Genomic DNA, 16,120 nt, shown 5'->3' with positions numbered 1-16,120 from the left:
CTCAGGCGCTGGCGAAGGCCTCGCGCCAGGGCGTGATCCGCCCCGAGTGCGCCGCGTCGTAGCCGGGCAGTGCGTCGACCGTGCGCTTGAAGTCGGGGTCGGCCAGCGTGCGTTTCACCGCCTGCATGGCGGGGTTGTCCAGGGTGGCCGCGCGGCAGACCAGCACGTAGCGCTCGTTGACCATGGGGATGAAGTCGAGCTGGAAATAGCGCGCGGGCCGCTCCAGCCCGAAGCCGGCATCGGCCAGACCGCTGGCCACGTAGGCGGCCACCGAGGCGTGCGTGGCTTCGCTCTGCTCGAAGCCCTGGATGGGTCGGTCGGTCAGTCCTTTTTCGCGCAGCAGGCCTTCGAGCAGGAACCGCGTGCCCGAGTCCGCCGGCCGGTTGATGAACTTCACGTCGGCGCGGGTCAGGTCCTGCAGGTCGTAGATCTTGCGCGGGTTGCCCGGCGCGACCATCAGGCCCTGGCGCCGCGTGGCGATGTCGATCACCCGCAGGTCTTCGCCGTCGAGCCACTGCGCGTAGTGCGCCAGCGCTCGCGGCTGCTGCGAACCGATGGGGATGTGGATGCCGCAGGCGTCGCAGGCGCCGTCGCGCAGGGCCGCGGCGGCGGCGGTGCTGGTGGCGTAACGGCGCTCGATCGGAACGCCCTCGGCCATCAGCGACTCCACCAGTTTTTCGATGGAGAAGCCGTAGCTGGCGTGGATGCGGAAGGCCTGCCCGCCGGTGGGCGACACGCGGGCAATCTCCGTGGCCAGCTCCGAAGCGATGGAGTCGAGGATGGGCTGCAGGCGCGCCAGGATGCGGTGATCGGCCCACACCAGTTTTTCGGCCAGCGGCGACAGGGTGGAACCCTTGCCGCGTTCCATGTGCAGCAGCGTGGTGTTGAAGTGGGCTTCGCCCGCGCGCACCAGGTCCCAGCCGTGGCGGTACGACAGACCCAGGCGCTGGCAGGCGGCGAGCAGGCTGCCTTCCTGGTGCACCGCGCTCAGCAGCTCGATCAGCCGCGGCGACAGGGCCACGTTGTCGGCGCCCTGGATGGTCCAGACCGGTTTGATGGTGATTTTTTTCATCGTGGGCAACTTTATGCGGCGCGGCTCATATGGCTGTGGCGACCCGACTCATATTGCCAAGTGCCGCCGCGCAAGCGACCATTGTCCACGCGACCCGAGCGCCCGGCGCGAACCACCACCAGCCCATGATTGCCTCCAGCCCATTGCCAACCCCCACCGCGGTCCCCGTGGCCACACCCGATGCCCTGCGTGCCCAGCTGCGGCGCCGCGGCCAGCTCAAGGGCCGGCAGCCCGATGACGCATCGCGCGCCGAGGTGCGCGCCCTGATCGGCACCGGTCCGCACCGGCGCGATCGGCTGATCGAACACCTGCACGCGCTCAACGATGCGCACCGCGGCCTGTGGGAGCGCCACCTGGTGGCGCTGGCGGCCGAAATGCGCCTGTCCATGGCCGAGGTGTTCGAGGTCGCGAGCTTCTACCACCACTTCGAGGTGCTGCGCGAGGGTGACACGCCGGCCGCGCTCACCGTGCGCGTGTGCGACGGGCTGAGTTGCGCCATGGCCGGTGCGCAGGCCCTGCTGGCGAAATTGCCCGCGATCCTGGGTCCAGATGTGCGCGTGATCCCCGCGCCCTGCGTGGGCCGCTGCGAGCAGGCGCCGGTGGCGGTGGTGGGGCAGTCGCCCGTATTGCTGGCCGATGTGGCCTCTGTGCAGAACGCGTTTGCGTCTGGGGTGACAACGCACCCCGCTGCGCGCGACGACGGCGCCTTCGACCCGGCGGCGGTGGCACCCTGTGTGATCACGGCGGGCTTGCAGGACGTGGCGCCCGCGTACGTGGGTTACGCCGCCTACCGCGCGCAAGGCGGCTACGCGCTGGCGACGGCGGTGCAGACCGACGCGTGCACCACCGAAACGGTGCTCAAAGCCATGGAAGACTCGGGCCTGCGTGGACTGGGCGGCGCCGGTTTCCCGGCCGGGCGCAAGTGGCGCATCGTGCGCGAGCAACCCGCACCGCGCCTGATGGCGGTCAACATCGACGAAGGCGAACCCGGCACCTTCAAGGACCGCACCTACCTGGAGCGTGATCCGCACCGTTTTCTGGAAGGTCTGCTGGTGGCGGCGCAGGTGGTGGGCATTGAGGCCGTCTACATCTACCTGCGCGATGAGTACCACGGCGCGCGCGCCATCCTCGCCGCCGAGCTGGAGCGGCTGCAGGCCGAGCCGCCGTTTCCGCTGCCGCACATCGAGCTGCGGCGCGGCGCGGGCGCCTACATCTGCGGCGAAGAATCCGCCATGATCGAGAGCATCGAGGGCAAACGCGGCGAACCGCGCCTGCGGCCGCCCTACATCGCGCAGGTCGGCCTGTTCGGCCGGCCCACGCTGGAACACAACTTTGAAACGCTCTACTGGGTGCGCGACATCGTGCAGCGCGGCCCGGCCTGGTTCAGCGGTTTTGGGCGCAACGGTCGCACGGGCCTGCGCTCGTTCAGCGTGAGCGGTCGCGTGCGACAACCCGGCGTCAAGCTCGCGCCGGCGGGCATCACGCTGCGCGAACTGGTGGACGAATACTGCGGCGGCATGGTCGAGGGGCACACGCTCTACGCCTACCTGCCTGGTGGTGCGTCGGGCGGCATCCTGCCGGCTTCTTTGGCGGACGAGCCGCTGGACTTTGACACCCTGCAACCCCACGGCAGCTTCATCGGCTCGGCGGCGGTGGTGGTGCTCAGCGAGGCCGACAGCGCGCGCGACGCCGCACTCAACGCCATGCGTTTCTTTGCGCACGAGAGCTGTGGCCAGTGCACGCCCTGCCGCGTCGGAACCGAAAAAGCCGCGGCCTTGATGGCGCAGCCGGGCGACTGGGATGCGCTCACGCTGGAAGACCTGGCCGTGGTGATGACCGATGCGTCGATCTGCGGCCTGGGCCAGGCCGCGCCCAACCCGATGCGTTGTGTTTTGAAATACTTTCCGCACGAAGTGCAGGCAGCTGGCGCAAAGGCTTCGACATGAGAACTTCCACCATTTCCTTCAAGCTCGACGGCGTCGAACTGCAGGCCCAGGCGGGCGAGACCGTGCTCAAGGCCGCGCAGCGCCACGGCGTGGACATCCCGCACCTGTGTTTTTCCGACGGGCTGCGCGCCGACGGCAACTGCCGTGCCTGCGTGGTCGAGGTGGCGGGCGAGCGCACGCTCGCGCCGTCGTGCTGCCGCACGGTCACGCACGGCATGGAGGTGAAGGCCAAGAGCGAGCGCGCCCTGAAGAGCCAGAAGCTGGTGCTGGAGTTGCTGCTGGCCGACCGGCCCGACGCGGGCCACAAGTGGGCCGACGAGCAAGGCGAGCAGCCTCACGGCGAACTCAGCCACTGGGCGAACGCCCTGGGCGTGACGGCGCGCCCCGAACTGAAAGCGCTGCGCGCGCCCGCGCCGGCGCCCGACCTGAGTCACCCGGCCATGGCGGTGAACCTGGACGCCTGCATCCAGTGCACGCGCTGCGTGCGCGCCTGCCGCGAAACGCAGATGAACGACGTGATCGGCGTGGCCTACCGCGGTGGTCATGCGCAGATCGTGTTTGATCTCGGTGACGCCATGGGCGAGAGCAGTTGCGTGGCCTGTGGTGAATGTGTGCAGGCCTGCCCCACCGGCGCGCTCATGCCGAAGACGCTGGTCGGCGACCAGCGCGTGGACAAGAGCGTGGATTCGGTGTGCCCGTATTGCGGCGTCGGCTGCCTGCTGATCTACAAGGTCAAGGACAACAAAATTGTGGCCGTGGAAGGCCGAGACGGCCCGGCGAATCAGGGGCGCCTGTGCGTCAAGGGTCGTTTCGGTTTTGACTACGCGCACCACGCGCAGCGCCTGACGAAGCCGCTGATCCGCAAGGCCGGTGTGCCCAAGGATCCGAACTCCACGGCCCGGCCCGGTGACTGGCGCGCCGTGTTCCGTGAAGCCACCTGGGACGAAGCGCTGGAGGCGGCGGCTGGTGGCCTGAAGCACCTGCGCGACACGCACGGCAAAAAGGCGCTGGCGGGCTTTGGCTCGGCCAAGGGCAGCAACGAAGAGGCTTACCTGTTCCAGAAGCTGGTGCGCACCGGTTTTGGCAGCAACAACGTGGACCACTGCACGCGCCTGTGCCACGCGTCCAGCGTGGCCGCGCTGCTCGAAGGTGTGGGCTCGGGCGCGGTGAGCAACCCCGTGAACGATGTGGAACACGCCGCGTTCGTGCTGGTGATCGGCTCCAACCCCACCAGCAACCACCCGGTGGCCGCCACCTGGATGAAGAACGCCGCCGCGCGCGGCACGCAGATCGTGCTGGCCGACCCGCGCCGCACCGACCTGCACCGCCACGCCTGGCGCAGCCTGCAGTTCAAGGCCGACACCGACGTGGCCCTGCTCAACGCCATGCTGCACGTGGTGATTGAAGAAGGCCTGACCGACGCCGACTTCATCGCCCGCCGCGTGGACAACTTCGAGGCCCTCCGTGCGCAGGTGCAGCTCACCACGCCGGAAGCCATGTCGCCGATCTGCGGCATCACGCCCGAGACCATCCGCGAGGTGGCGCGGGCCTACGCCACCAGCCCGGCGTCGATGATCCTCTGGGGCATGGGCGTGAGCCAGCACACGCATGGCACCGACAACGTGCGCTGCCTGATCGCACTGGCCAGCATCACCGGCCAGATCGGCCGGCCCGGCACCGGTCTGCATCCGCTGCGTGGCCAGAACAACGTGCAGGGCGCGAGCGACGCGGGCCTGATTCCGATGATGTACCCCAACTACCAGCGCGTGAACACACCCGAGGTGCACGACTGGTTCGAAGCGTTCTGGAACACCGAGCTGGACGACCAGCCCGGCCTGACCGTGGTCGAAATCCTGCACAAGGCCAAAGCCCCCGCCAGCGATCCGCAGAAGATCTGGGGCATGTACGTGATGGGCGAGAACCCCGCCATGAGCGACCCGGATTTGAACCACGCACGCGAAGGGCTGGCCAGCTTGCAGCACCTGGTGGTGCAGGACTTGTTCATGACCGAAACCGCCTGGCTGGCGGACGTGGTGCTGCCCGCCAGCGCCTGGCCCGAAAAGACCGGCACGGTGACCAACACCGACCGCATGGTGCAGATGGGCCGGCGCGCTCTGGATTTGCCGGGGGAGGCCAAACCCGACTTGTGGATCATCCAGGAACTCGCAAAACGCCTCGGGCTCGCGTGGAACTACGCAGGCGAAGAGTCCGGTGTGGCCGCGGTCTACGAAGAAATGCGCCAGGCCATGCACGGCGTGATCGCGGGTGTGAGCTGGGAGCGCCTGGAGCGCGAAGACAGCGTGACCTACCCTTGCCTGAGCGCGGAAGACCCGGGCCAGCCCATCGTTTTCACCGAACACTTCGCCACGGCCGACGGCCGCGTGCAACTGGTACCGGCCGGCTTCAAGCCCGCCGCTGAACTGCCGGACACCGACTATCCCTTCGTGCTCATCACCGGCCGCCAGCTCGAACACTGGCACACCGGCAGCATGACGCGCCGCAGCCAGGTGCTGGACGCCGTGGAGCCCCACCCCACCGTGAGCCTGAACGGCAGCGAGCTGGCGCGCCTGGGTGTGCCGGCCGGCGGCGTGGTGACGGTGCGTTCGCGCCGTGGCACGGTGGCGCTGCACGCGCGCCGCGACGACGGCATGCCGCCCGGCACGGTGTTCATCCCCTTTGCCTACGCCGAAGCGGCCGCCAACCTGCTGACCAACCCTGCGCTGGACCCGTTCGGCAAGATCCCGGAGTTCAAGTACTGCGCGGTCGCGGTGAGCGCGGGGGGCGATCTGCACGCGGGCGTCGGCTACGGCGGTGGCGAAGCCACACCTGCGCTGACTGCCTGAAAGGCACGAGGCTCACAAACAAAACAGCGGACCGAAGTCCGCTGTGATGGGGCCCTGAACACGAGGTTCAGGGCAGGGAGCCGATGTTCAGATCAGCGGATGCGACCGAAGCTGGTGCGCAGCGGATCGGCCGGGCCACCACCACGCGGACCATCGCCACGACCCGGGCCGCCGCGGCCACCGCGGTTGCCATTGCCACCACCGCCACCGTTGCCGCGACCACGTCCACCGATCGAGTCGATGCTGGTGCGCAGCGGATCGGGCTGTCCACCCGGTGCCGCGGCGCGGGCACGCGGCTCGCGGATGCGCAGGCTGCCCAGGTGCGCGTTCGGGCCGGGCTGGCGCTCGCTGCCGTCACCACGGTCTTCGCGCGGGCCCCGGTCTTCACGAGGTCCACGGTCGGCGCGCTCGGCATTGCGCGGTGCGTTGCCACCGCTGCGCGGCGGGCCGTTGCGGGGACCGTTGGCCGGGCCATTGCGGCCTGGGCCGGCATTGCGGCGGCCGTCGGCGCGTTGACCGTCGCGGGCGCCTTCGCCACGCGGCTGACCGTCACCTTGCGCCGCCGGACGCTGGCGCTGGCCACCACCGTTGCCGCGGGCGCCTTGCGGTGCATCGGCTTTTTTCTCACGCACGCGCTGCAGCATCTCGGTGCGCGCGGCCTTGGCGGCAGCGGCCATCACGTCGCGGCTCGGCGGCTTGCCGGCGCCGCCCCAGATGGTCTGGCGGCCCATGGCGATGGGCTCCGCCTTCTCACCCGGCTCGGGCATGAACTCCTGGAAGATCTGCACCGGGATCTGCTGCTTGGTGAAGCGCTCGATGTCCATCATGAAGCCTTCTTCATCGAGGCTCACGAGGTTGACGGCTTCACCGCTCTTGCCCGCGCGGCCGGTGCGGCCGATGCGGTGCACATAGTCTTCGCTGACGTTCGGGATTTCGTAGTTCACCACGTGCGGCAGCTCGTCGATGTCGATGCCGCGCGCTGCGATGTCGGTCGCCACCAGGGCGCGGATGTCGCCGCTCTTGAAGCCGGCCAGCGCCTGGGTGCGGGCACCCTGGCTCTTGTTGCCGTGCAGCGCCATCGCCTGGATGCCGTTTTTCGTCAGGAACTCGGCCACGTTGTTGGCGCCGAACTTGGTGCGCGTGAATACCAGCACCTGGCTCCAGTTGTGCTGGTTGATGATGTGCACCAGCAACTGCTTTTTCTTGCCGCGACCCACGGGGTGGATCACCTGGGTGATGCGCTGCACCGTGGTGTTGCGCGGGGTCACCTGGATGCTCAGTGGGTCCTTGAGCAGGTTGTTGGCCAGGTCGCGGATCTCGTCGCTGAAGGTGGCCGAGAACAGCAGGCTCTGCTTTTCTTTCGGCACCAGGGCCAGGATTTTCTTCACGTCGTGGATGAAGCCCATGTCGAGCATGCGGTCGGCTTCGTCCAGCACCAGCATCTGCACGCCGGAGAGGTCCAGAAAGCCCTGCTGCTGCAGGTCGAGCAGGCGACCGGGCGTGGCCACCAGGATGTCCACGCCACGCTTCATGGCGTTGATCTGGGGGTTCATGCCGACGCCGCCGAAGATCACGGTGGAGGTCAGCGAGAGGTGTTTGCCGTAGGTGCGCACCGATTCTTCGACCTGGGCCGCGAGTTCGCGGGTGGGCGTGAGCACCAGGGCACGGATCGCGATGCCGCCGAATTTGCTCTTGGCGCGCTCGCCGATGCTCAGCCGGTGCAGCATGGGCAGGGTGAAGGCGGCGGTCTTGCCGGTGCCGGTCTGGGCACCACCGAGCAGATCGCGCCCGGCCAGCACGGCGGGGATCGCCTCGGCCTGGATGGGGGTGGGGGTTTCGTAACCGTGCTCGCGCACAGCTTGGACAATGGCCGGGGCCAGGTTCAGTTCTTCGAAGTTCATTAAGGTGAGGCGCCCATCCAGGGCGCTGGGGACATCTGCCTGGTCGGGCGCCTAAGCGTCCGTTCAGTTGAAGGCAGACAGGGTCAACAAGGTGGGCCGGCGGGCTCGACAGGGCGAGACGCTGAACCTCCAGCAGGCTGCTGGTGTTGCGAGTCACTGATGCAGCGCAACCCGCGTATTGTCGCATGTCTTGCAGAATGGGCGCTGGGAAGGGCCGTCGCCGCACCCGGCGACGGCCGATTTCATAATGGCGCGCTGGCCCACGCCGTGCGCAAGCGCCCGGTGAATCCCCCATCCGGGCGAGTCGATTCATGGACCCTGAAAGCGAATGAACACCCAAAAGCTGATCCGCTCCGGTGTGGCCAACGACACCGGCAAGTTGCGGCCCTCCCTCCAGCATGGCCTGGAGGCGGCCCTGTCGGTTTCCGACTCGATGATCGACGAGGTACTGGTGCACCTGTCCCTGGTGACCGACCCCGGGCGGCTGACGAACCTGCCGCAGGAGCTGGCCGCCATCGACCCGGATCAGGTGGAGCAACTGGTGCTCCATTCGGACGCCCTCAAGGCGACCTGGGACCGCGAGCTGCGCCGCCAGTTTTTCGAGGGTGGCGGGCACGAAAACGAAAGCCAGTTGACCGTCCGGTTTGACGACCTGCGCCAGCTGGACGACCGGCACATCGACGCCAGCATCGAGTTCGCGATGGTCGAGCAGGAGCTCTCGCGGGCCACGGCGGGCCTGCTGCCGAGGCTGAATGCCTTGATGAGCAGTCTCATGGGCTGGCTCACGGTGCAGCCCGATCTCAACCCCTTGCGGCCGGCCGCCTACGCGCGCGCCTTGCGGGCGGTCCTGCTGGTGCATGTGCCCGATCCGGCGCAGCGCAGCGCCCTGTTCGTCCCCGTGGCCGGCATCCTGGGCGAGAGCCTGCGGCAGGTGTACCGCGAGCTGATCCAGTGGCTGCACGCGCACGGCGTCGAGCCGCTGGAGAGTCCCCAAACGCTGCTGCAGGACAAGACCCCCCGCAACGCGGTCGGCCGAACGCTGCTCACCCTGGGACACCTGAGGCAGCTGCTGGCCGGCGATTTCAGCTCGCAGGACGCGGGCGAGGGTTTCATCCACACGATGCCGCTGTCCATGAACGCGCTGGAAGACATGGACCTGATCGAGCCGCTGATACAGCGCCTGCGCCAGCGGGTCAGCGCGCCCGCGGCGCAGCCACCGGTGGCCGAGCTGCCGGTCGTGTCCGGGCACAACCTGGGTCGCCTGCTGGGGCAGGAGGTGGTGCGCCTCATGCTGGAGAACCTCACCCGGGACGAGCGCCTCCTGCCCGTCATCCGCCAGCAGATCGGGCTGCTCGAACCGGCACTGATCCAGCTCGCCCTCGCCGACCCGCGCTTCTTCAGCGAGCGGCAGCACCCCGCCCGGCTCTTGCTGGAGAGCATCACGCAGCGCAGCCTGGGGTACCTGAGCCCGAACGAAGAAGGCTTCTCCGACCTGCTGCGTTCCATCACGGCGGCGGTCCGGTCCATCAACCGGGTCCAGGCCTCCGAAGAAGTTTTTGCGCGACTGCTCAAGCGCCTGCGCCGGCGCTGGGAAGAAGACGACATGCGCAAGAACCAGCTGCGCGAGGAGGCGACCCGGGCCCTGCTGCATGCCGAGCAGCGACAGATGCTGGCCGAGCGCCTGTCCACCGACTTCCAGCACCGCATGCAGGGCAAAGAGGTGCCGGAGTTCGTGCAGCGTTTTCTGTCTGGCCCCTGGGCCCAGGCCTTGGCCGAATCGCAGCTGGTATCCCCTGCCCAGGGCGATGAGGCGGCCGCCATGGACGGCGTGGCCGACGATCTGATCTGGAGTGCGCAGCCGGCGCTGATCCGCCGGGACGCCGAGCGCCTGCTGAAGCTGGTGCCCCGGCTGCTCGGGCAATTGCGGCAGGGCCTGCAGCGCATCGAGTACCCGGACGAGCGCATGGGGCAGTTTTTTGATGCCCTGGTCGCCCTGCACGAACAGGCCTTTGAAAGCCCGGTCCTGCCCGTGTTGACCGCGCACCCCACCCCGGCGCCCACCGCTGACAGCGCTCCGGCCGATGCGGCGGAATCGTTCTGGATGGCGGACAGCGAGGCGGCCGAAGCCGGTTTTGTGGCGGGTACACCGCAACCCGAAGAGCCGGACACAGCGCAGTCGGCCGAGTCCGGTTTGTCGACCGGCGCCTGGGTCGACCTGTTGACCCAGGGCCAGTGGGTGCGGGCCCAGCTCACCTGGACCAGCCCGCGCGGCAGCCTGTTCATGTTCATCTCCGCCAGCGGCCTGGCGCATTCCATGACCCGCCGCACGCTGGACCGGCTGCTCGGGACCGATGCGCTGAGGATCGTCTCGCGGGGCGGGGTGGTCGAGGGTGCGCTGGATGCCGTGGCCCAGCAGGCCCTGCGCAACGCCCACGATCCGGACGACCTGGCCTGAAGCCGGATCCGCCTGTCCGCCGCATCCCCAACAGCCCTTGACCGGACATCGCTCATTGACCACCACCACCTTTGGCTACAGTGCCACCCAGGACCGCATCTGGATGCGTGTGCACGAACAGGACGCCATGGTCTGGCTCACGCGGCGCATGGTCGCCAACATCCTGGGGCCGTTGCTCAAGGCCTTCGAGGCGGCCACGCCGGGCGAGCAGGGTGGGGCGACGGCGGCAACCCGGGCTGCCATCGAGCACGATCTGTCTCTAAACGAAGTCGCGCCCGGCCAGCGCCCGGCGCAGATCCGCTCGGGTCGTGTGTTGCCCGGTGAGCAGAGCGGTGCCCAGGAGCGCCTCTGCACCCGGATCACCACGCGCACAAACAGCCAGTCGGTCGTGATGACGTTTGACACCGAAACGGGCCCGATGCTCCTGCGCATGAGCCGCAAAGGCACGCACCTGTGGTTTCAGGGGCTGGTGATGGTGCTCAGGCAGGCCCGCTGGGATTTGCCCGAACGCCTGCCCGAATGGCTGGGTGCGGGTGTCCTGCCCGCATCGCTGCAGGAATTGGTCAACAGGCCCCTGCCCGACGATCTGGATGAAAGTTGACGGGCCGGCGATAATCGAAGACTTTTCTCAGACCGTCTCCAGCGACAGGACAGCAATGGCTCAATACGTCTTTTCCATGAACAAGGTCGGCAAAATCGTGCCGCCCAAGCGCCAGATTCTCAAGGACATCTCGCTGTCCTTCTTCCCCGGCGCCAAGATCGGCGTGCTCGGCACCAACGGCTCGGGCAAATCGACGCTGCTGAAGATCATGGCCGGCATCGACAAGGAAATCGAGGGCGAAGCCATCCCGATGCCGGGCATCCGCATCGGCTACCTGCCCCAGGAACCCAAGCTCGACCCCGAGCAGAACGTGCGCGAAGCGGTCGAGGCCAGCATGAGTGGCGTGCGCGCTGCGCAGAAGCGCCTGGAGGAGGTGTACGCGGCCTACGCCGAAGAGGATGCCGACTTCGACGCCCTGGCGGCCGAACAGGCCCAGCTCGAAGCCATCATCTCCACGGCAGGCACCGACAGCGAACACCAGCTCGAAATCGCCGCCGACGCGCTGCGCCTGCCGCCCTGGGAAGCCAAGATCGGCCTGCTCTCCGGCGGTGAAAAACGCCGCGTGGCCCTGTGCTGCATGCTGCTGTCCAAGCCCGACATGCTGCTGCTCGACGAACCCACCAACCACCTGGACGCCGAGTCGGTCGAGTGGCTGGAGCAGTTCCTCAAGCGCTTCCCGGGCACCGTGGTGGCCATCACCCACGATCGTTACTTCCTGGACAACGCGGCCGAGTGGATTCTCGAACTCGACCGCGGCCACGGCATTCCCTACAAGGGCAACTACTCCACCTGGCTGGAGCAGAAAGAAGCCCGTCTGGAGCAGGAGCAGCGCACCGAGGACGCGCGCACCAAGGCCATGAAGAAGGAACTGGAGTGGGTGCGCCAGAACCCCAAGGGCCGCCAGGCCAAGAGCAAGGCGCGTCTGGCGCGCTTTGAAGAGCTGAGCGACGTCGACTACCAGAAGCGCAACGAAACCAATGAGATCTTCATTCCCGTGGCCGAGCGCCTGGGCAACGAAGTGATCGAGTTCAAGAACGTTTCCAAGAGCTTCGGCGACCGCCTGCTGATCGACAACCTGAGCTTCCAGATCCCGGCCGGCGCGATCGTCGGCATCATCGGCCCCAACGGCGCGGGCAAGTCCACGCTGTTCAAGCTGATCTCGGGCAAGGAGCAGCCCGACAGCGGCGAAGTCAAGATCGGCCAGACCGTGAAGATGGCCGTGGTGGACCAGAGCCGTGACGACCTGGCGAACGAAAAGACCGTGTGGGAAGACATCTCGGGCGGCCTGGACATGATCACCGTGGGCAAGTTCCAGATGCCCAGCCGCGCGTATTGCGGGCGCTTCAACTTCTCGGGCGGTGACCAGCAGAAACGCGTCGGCAGCCTCTCGGGTGGTGAACGCGGTCGTCTGCACCTGGCCAAGACCCTGGCCGAAGGCGGCAACGTGCTGCTGCTGGACGAGCCCTCGAACGACCTGGACGTGGAAACCCTGCGCGCCCTGGAAGACGCGCTGCTCGAATTCGCCGGCTGCGCACTCGTCATCAGCCACGATCGCTGGTTCCTCGACCGCATCGCCACCCACATCCTGGCCGCCGAAGGCGACAGCCAGTGGGTGTTCTTCAACGGCAACTACCAGGAGTACGAAGCCGACAAGAAGAAGCGCCTGGGCGAAGAGGGTGCCCGGCCGCACCGCTTCCGCTACAAGGCACTGAAATAAGGCGGTTCAGCGACCGGGTTGCGCCGATTTGTGCGGGAGCCAGATCAGAGAACCAAAAGCCCATCGGTCACCGATGGGCTTTTTCCATGGGGCATCGATTTCCGGTCAAACGGGTGTTCAAACCGGCATCAGCAACGTCGCTGTGGGTACCTTCCGCTGCGCAACGGTGCGACTCATTCTGAGCGTGAAGATTTCACAGGGGCACACATGAAGCTGGCATGGTCCGATTCCATTGACAACCTCGACTGGAGCGAGCTCGCGGCGCTCTACCGTGCCGCCCCGCTCGGGAACAAGCTGCCCGCAACCCTGCAGGTTGCGTTCACCAACAGCATGTTCCGGTGCTTCGTTCGTGAAAACGGCGTTCTTGTGGGCGTTGGCAGGGCGCTGGCCGACGGGACGGACTGCTCCTATATCTGCGACGTGGCGGTCATGCCCAGCCACCAAGGCACCGGCCTGGGCAAAGCAATCGTCGCCAAACTGCTGGCCTTGTCTGCCGGCCACAAGAAGATCATCCTCTATGCCGTCCCCGGCAAGGAGCCGTTCTACAAGAAGTTCGGCTTTCGGCGCATGCGCACCGCCATGGCCATTTTCGAGAATCAGGCGCTGGCGGCCGAGCGCGGCTACATTGATGAACCCTGAGCCGCCCACAGCCCTTTGCCGGCACCGCCGACGGGCCGGTGCCTGACCGCGCGCGGGCACTGCCGGGCGGAGGAGCGCTGCGCGTTGACCGCCAGCCTCGGGCGGTGGTGTAACGCCCTGTACCAGCCCGAAATCGACCTCCCCCAACGTTTACCATGGCGCACCCCGCCAGCCCAACCGCTCAACACCGCACCGACCCATGACCACGCCCGACGACGCCACCATCCTTGCCGACACCCGCCACTGGATCGAGAAGGCGGTGATCGGGCTCAACCTGTGCCCGTTTGCGCGTTCGGTCTATGTGAAGAACCAGGTGCGCATCGTGGTGAGCCATGCGCGGCACCTTGACGCTTTCCTCGACGAGCTGGACCACGAGCTGGACCTGCTGGTGAACACGCCGGCCGAGGAGGTCGACACCACGCTGCTGGTGCACCCCACGCTGTTCCAGGACTTCTTCGTCTTCAACGATTTCATGAACGTGGTGGACGACGTCGTGACCGAACACGAGCTGGAGGGTGTGATCCAGGTGGCGAACTTTCACCCGCAGTTCCAGTTCGAGGGCGTCGAAGCGGACGACATCAGCAACGCGACCAACCGCGCGCCGTACCCCACCCTGCATCTGTTGCGCGAGGAGAGCGTGGAGCGGGCGGTGGCTTCCGACGCGGGTGGCGCCGAGAAGATCGTGGAGCGCAACATCGCGACCCTGCGTGAACTGGGCTCGGCCGGCTGGCAAACCCTGCTCTCAAAACCATGAACTGCGCAGTTTTTTTGGTTACCTTCGGGCTTTGGGGGCAAGGGGCCTGCCCATAATCCGGACAAGTGAATACTTTCTTTTCTGGCGACACATCCACCCACTGCCATGAGCGCAAGTGCTGATTCCCCTTTTGATGTCTGTCTGAGCGAGGCGCTTGTGCTGTCGCGTGGCTGGGTGCCGCGCTGGTTGGGCAAGCTGCTGGAGACGCTGCACCAGCGCGAAACGTCGGCGGGCAACCTGAATGAAAAACAGGTGTTTTCCCAGGCGCGTACCGCGCTGGTCGGCTACCGTGATCTGCTGGCCAGCCGCTTCATTGCCGAGATCGCCGAGGTGGTGCAGGGCTCTGCAGCGCCCCAGGGGAATGCCGGCCCGGCGCGCAGCCTCCGATCGTTGAGCTTTGACGATCTGGAGCTGATGGACCACCAGCAGGTGCAGGAGACCGTGGAGCTCGCACGCGTGCAGCAGGTCGTCAAGATGGCCGCCGACGAGGAGCTGGTCGCCTTCAATGCCCGTTTGTGTCGTGCCCAAGGGTACGACGTGGTGCGCATCGAAACCAACCCGCTGCGGCCCGAGGCGGTGGTGGGTGCGCTCATGAAAGCGCTGTCGGGCCTGCATGTGGACGAAGCCGTTCGCGCGCGCTGGTTGCACGCCGGTGCCGTGACGCTGGGCAACGAGCTGCAACAGTTCTACCGAACACTGACCCTGCTGCTCGACGGCATGGGCGTGGAGCCCGCAGGTTACGTGGTGGTGCACGCCGCCAAGGTCCGGCCCGCAGCGTCTGCAGCGCCGTCGGCGGCGCGATCGGACAGCGTGCCCGCGACCTCCATGCTCGGCAGCGATGCGCTGCTCACGCTGGACCACCTGCACCAGTTGCTGGTGGGCAACCTGGAGCAGAGCGGTGGTGCGGTCACCGACCAGGGCACGTCGGGGTCGGGCAACGCCATGGTGCGCACGCTCGCGGCCGAGGTGGTCACGCTGATGCTGCGGCGCATTGCCGAAGACCAGCGCTTGCTGCAACCGGTGCGCGACATGGTGCAGCGCCTCAAGCCCGCCTTGCTGCAGCTGGCACGCACCGATCCGCGGTTTTTTGCCGACCGGCACAACCCCGCGCGCCGCCTGCTCGACGCCATCACCACACAGAGTCTGGCCTTCACCAGCGAGCAGGATCGCGGGTTCATGGCCTACGCGCAGCGCGTGCACGAAACCGTGATGGCCCTGCAGGCGCCGACGCAGAGCCTGCCGGAGTTGATGCCCGTGCTGTTGCAGCGCTTCACCGAGGCCGACGCCGCCATCGCCAGCCGCCAGGCGCCCAAGCGGGGTCTGGCGATGAAGACGCTGGTGCGCGTGGAGCAGCGCCATCTGCTGGCCGAGCGGGTGGCCATCGAGTTCCAGGCGCGCAACGATTTTGCGCGTGCGCCCGGTGTGGTGCGGCGCTTCCTGACCGGGCCCTGGGCGCAGGTGGTGGCGCAGGCCCGCATGGATTCGGCCGAACAGGGCGAGGCTTTGCCGGCGGACGCCGCGGCGCACCGCTACATGAGCGTGCTGCCCGATCTGCTGTGGTCCAGCCAGCTCGCCCTGGCCAGCCTCAACCGGCCGCGGCTGATCAAGGTCATTCCTGGCCTGCTGCGCACCTTGCGCGAAGGGCTGGACGCGATCGACTATCCGCGCCCGCAGGCGGAGAGTTTTTTCGCGACCCTGATGGGCCTGCATGAAGCGGCCTACAAGACCCAGCGCAGCGGGTCACAGCCGCAGGACGATCCGCCGAGCCAGCAAGACCTGGACGAGCATGAGATGTGGATGCAGCCGGAAGAGGCGCGCGACACCGGGTTCATGGAAGACCTGGCGATCGACACCCAGCCGGCGTTCCTGGACACCCAGCCGGTGTCGATGCGCGATGAGCTGACCCGGGAAGAACCCGCCCTGTCGTCCGGCGGATCGCTCACCGTGGGGTGCTGGGTGGACCTGATGGAGCAGGGCCAGACGCTGCGTTGCCGGCTGAGCTGGGCCAGTCCGCACGGCACCATGTTCCTCTTCGCAGCCGCCAACGGGCGTTCGATTTCACTCACGAAACGCGGGCTGGAGCGGCTGCAGGAGCTGGGCCGTCTGCACGTGGTGGCGGATCACGGCGTGGTGGACGAGGCGCTGGACGCGGTTGCGCGCCAGGCGCTATTCAACTCCGGCAAGGGCTGAGC

At 67.4% G+C, this 16,120-nt stretch carries 10 protein-coding genes; 8 read left to right on the top strand and 2 right to left on the bottom strand.

Going from position 1 to position 16,120, the window contains the following annotated elements; translation table 11 throughout:
• Position 1: 1 nt before the first annotated feature.
• A complete protein-coding gene (locus F3K02_RS21885) occupies positions 2 to 1,072 on the bottom strand; it encodes a substrate-binding domain-containing protein (RefSeq protein WP_177137876.1) in 1,071 nt (356 codons plus the stop codon).
• 125 nt (positions 1,073 to 1,197) lie between these two features.
• Between F3K02_RS21885 and F3K02_RS21880 the strand changes: the two genes are divergently transcribed.
• Positions 1,198 to 3,018, top strand: coding sequence for an NADH-ubiquinone oxidoreductase-F iron-sulfur binding region domain-containing protein (locus F3K02_RS21880; protein ID WP_177137874.1), 1,821 nt, complete (start codon positions 1,198 to 1,200; stop codon positions 3,016 to 3,018).
• Positions 3,015 to 5,861, top strand: coding sequence for a formate dehydrogenase subunit alpha (fdhF, locus tag F3K02_RS21875; protein ID WP_177137872.1), 2,847 nt, complete (start codon positions 3,015 to 3,017; stop codon positions 5,859 to 5,861). Before F3K02_RS21880 ends, fdhF begins: the two co-directional genes overlap by 4 nt.
• Positions 5,862 to 5,953: 92 nt before the next feature.
• Here the strand turns inward: fdhF and F3K02_RS21870 are convergent, their stop codons facing one another.
• Positions 5,954 to 7,762, bottom strand: a complete 1,809-nt coding sequence (locus F3K02_RS21870; protein ID WP_177137869.1) for a DEAD/DEAH box helicase — start codon at positions 7,760 to 7,762, stop codon at positions 5,954 to 5,956.
• 328 nt (positions 7,763 to 8,090) lie between these two features.
• Here F3K02_RS21870 and F3K02_RS21865 point away from each other — a divergent pair, with 328 nt between their 5' ends.
• The 6 genes from F3K02_RS21865 to F3K02_RS21840 all read left to right on the top strand — a co-directional run bounded on the left by F3K02_RS21865 (position 8,091) and on the right by F3K02_RS21840 (position 16,118).
• Complete coding sequence (locus tag F3K02_RS21865; RefSeq protein WP_177137867.1) at positions 8,091 to 10,217, top strand: DUF1631 family protein; 2,127 nt, start codon at positions 8,091 to 8,093, stop codon at positions 10,215 to 10,217.
• Positions 10,218 to 10,272: 55 nt separating this feature from the next.
• The gene (locus F3K02_RS21860) at positions 10,273 to 10,818 is read left to right on the top strand and encodes a hypothetical protein (RefSeq protein WP_177137865.1); all 546 of its coding nucleotides are present in this window, start codon (positions 10,273 to 10,275) and stop codon (positions 10,816 to 10,818) included.
• A 55-nt stretch (positions 10,819 to 10,873) separates the two neighbouring features.
• On the top strand, positions 10,874 to 12,535 hold the full coding sequence (ettA, locus tag F3K02_RS21855) for an energy-dependent translational throttle protein EttA (RefSeq protein ID WP_177137863.1): 1,662 nt from the start codon (positions 10,874 to 10,876) through the stop codon (positions 12,533 to 12,535).
• A 207-nt stretch (positions 12,536 to 12,742) separates the two neighbouring features.
• On the top strand, positions 12,743 to 13,174 hold the full coding sequence (locus tag F3K02_RS21850) for a GNAT family N-acetyltransferase (RefSeq protein WP_177137861.1): 432 nt from the start codon (positions 12,743 to 12,745) through the stop codon (positions 13,172 to 13,174).
• Positions 13,175 to 13,373: 199 nt separating this feature from the next.
• Complete coding sequence (locus F3K02_RS21845) at positions 13,374 to 13,928, top strand: DUF1415 domain-containing protein (protein WP_177137859.1); 555 nt, start codon at positions 13,374 to 13,376, stop codon at positions 13,926 to 13,928.
• 105 nt (positions 13,929 to 14,033) lie between these two features.
• Entirely contained in the window at positions 14,034 to 16,118 is a 2,085-nt protein-coding gene (locus tag F3K02_RS21840) for a DUF1631 family protein (RefSeq protein WP_177137857.1), read from the top strand.
• Positions 16,119 to 16,120 lie beyond the last annotated feature (2 nt).

The organism is Hydrogenophaga aromaticivorans (assembly GCF_013387465.1).
Taxonomy (GTDB): Bacteria; Pseudomonadota; Gammaproteobacteria; order Burkholderiales; family Burkholderiaceae_C; genus Hydrogenophaga; species Hydrogenophaga aromaticivorans.
This window is presented reverse-complemented; position numbering and strand designations above follow the sequence as displayed.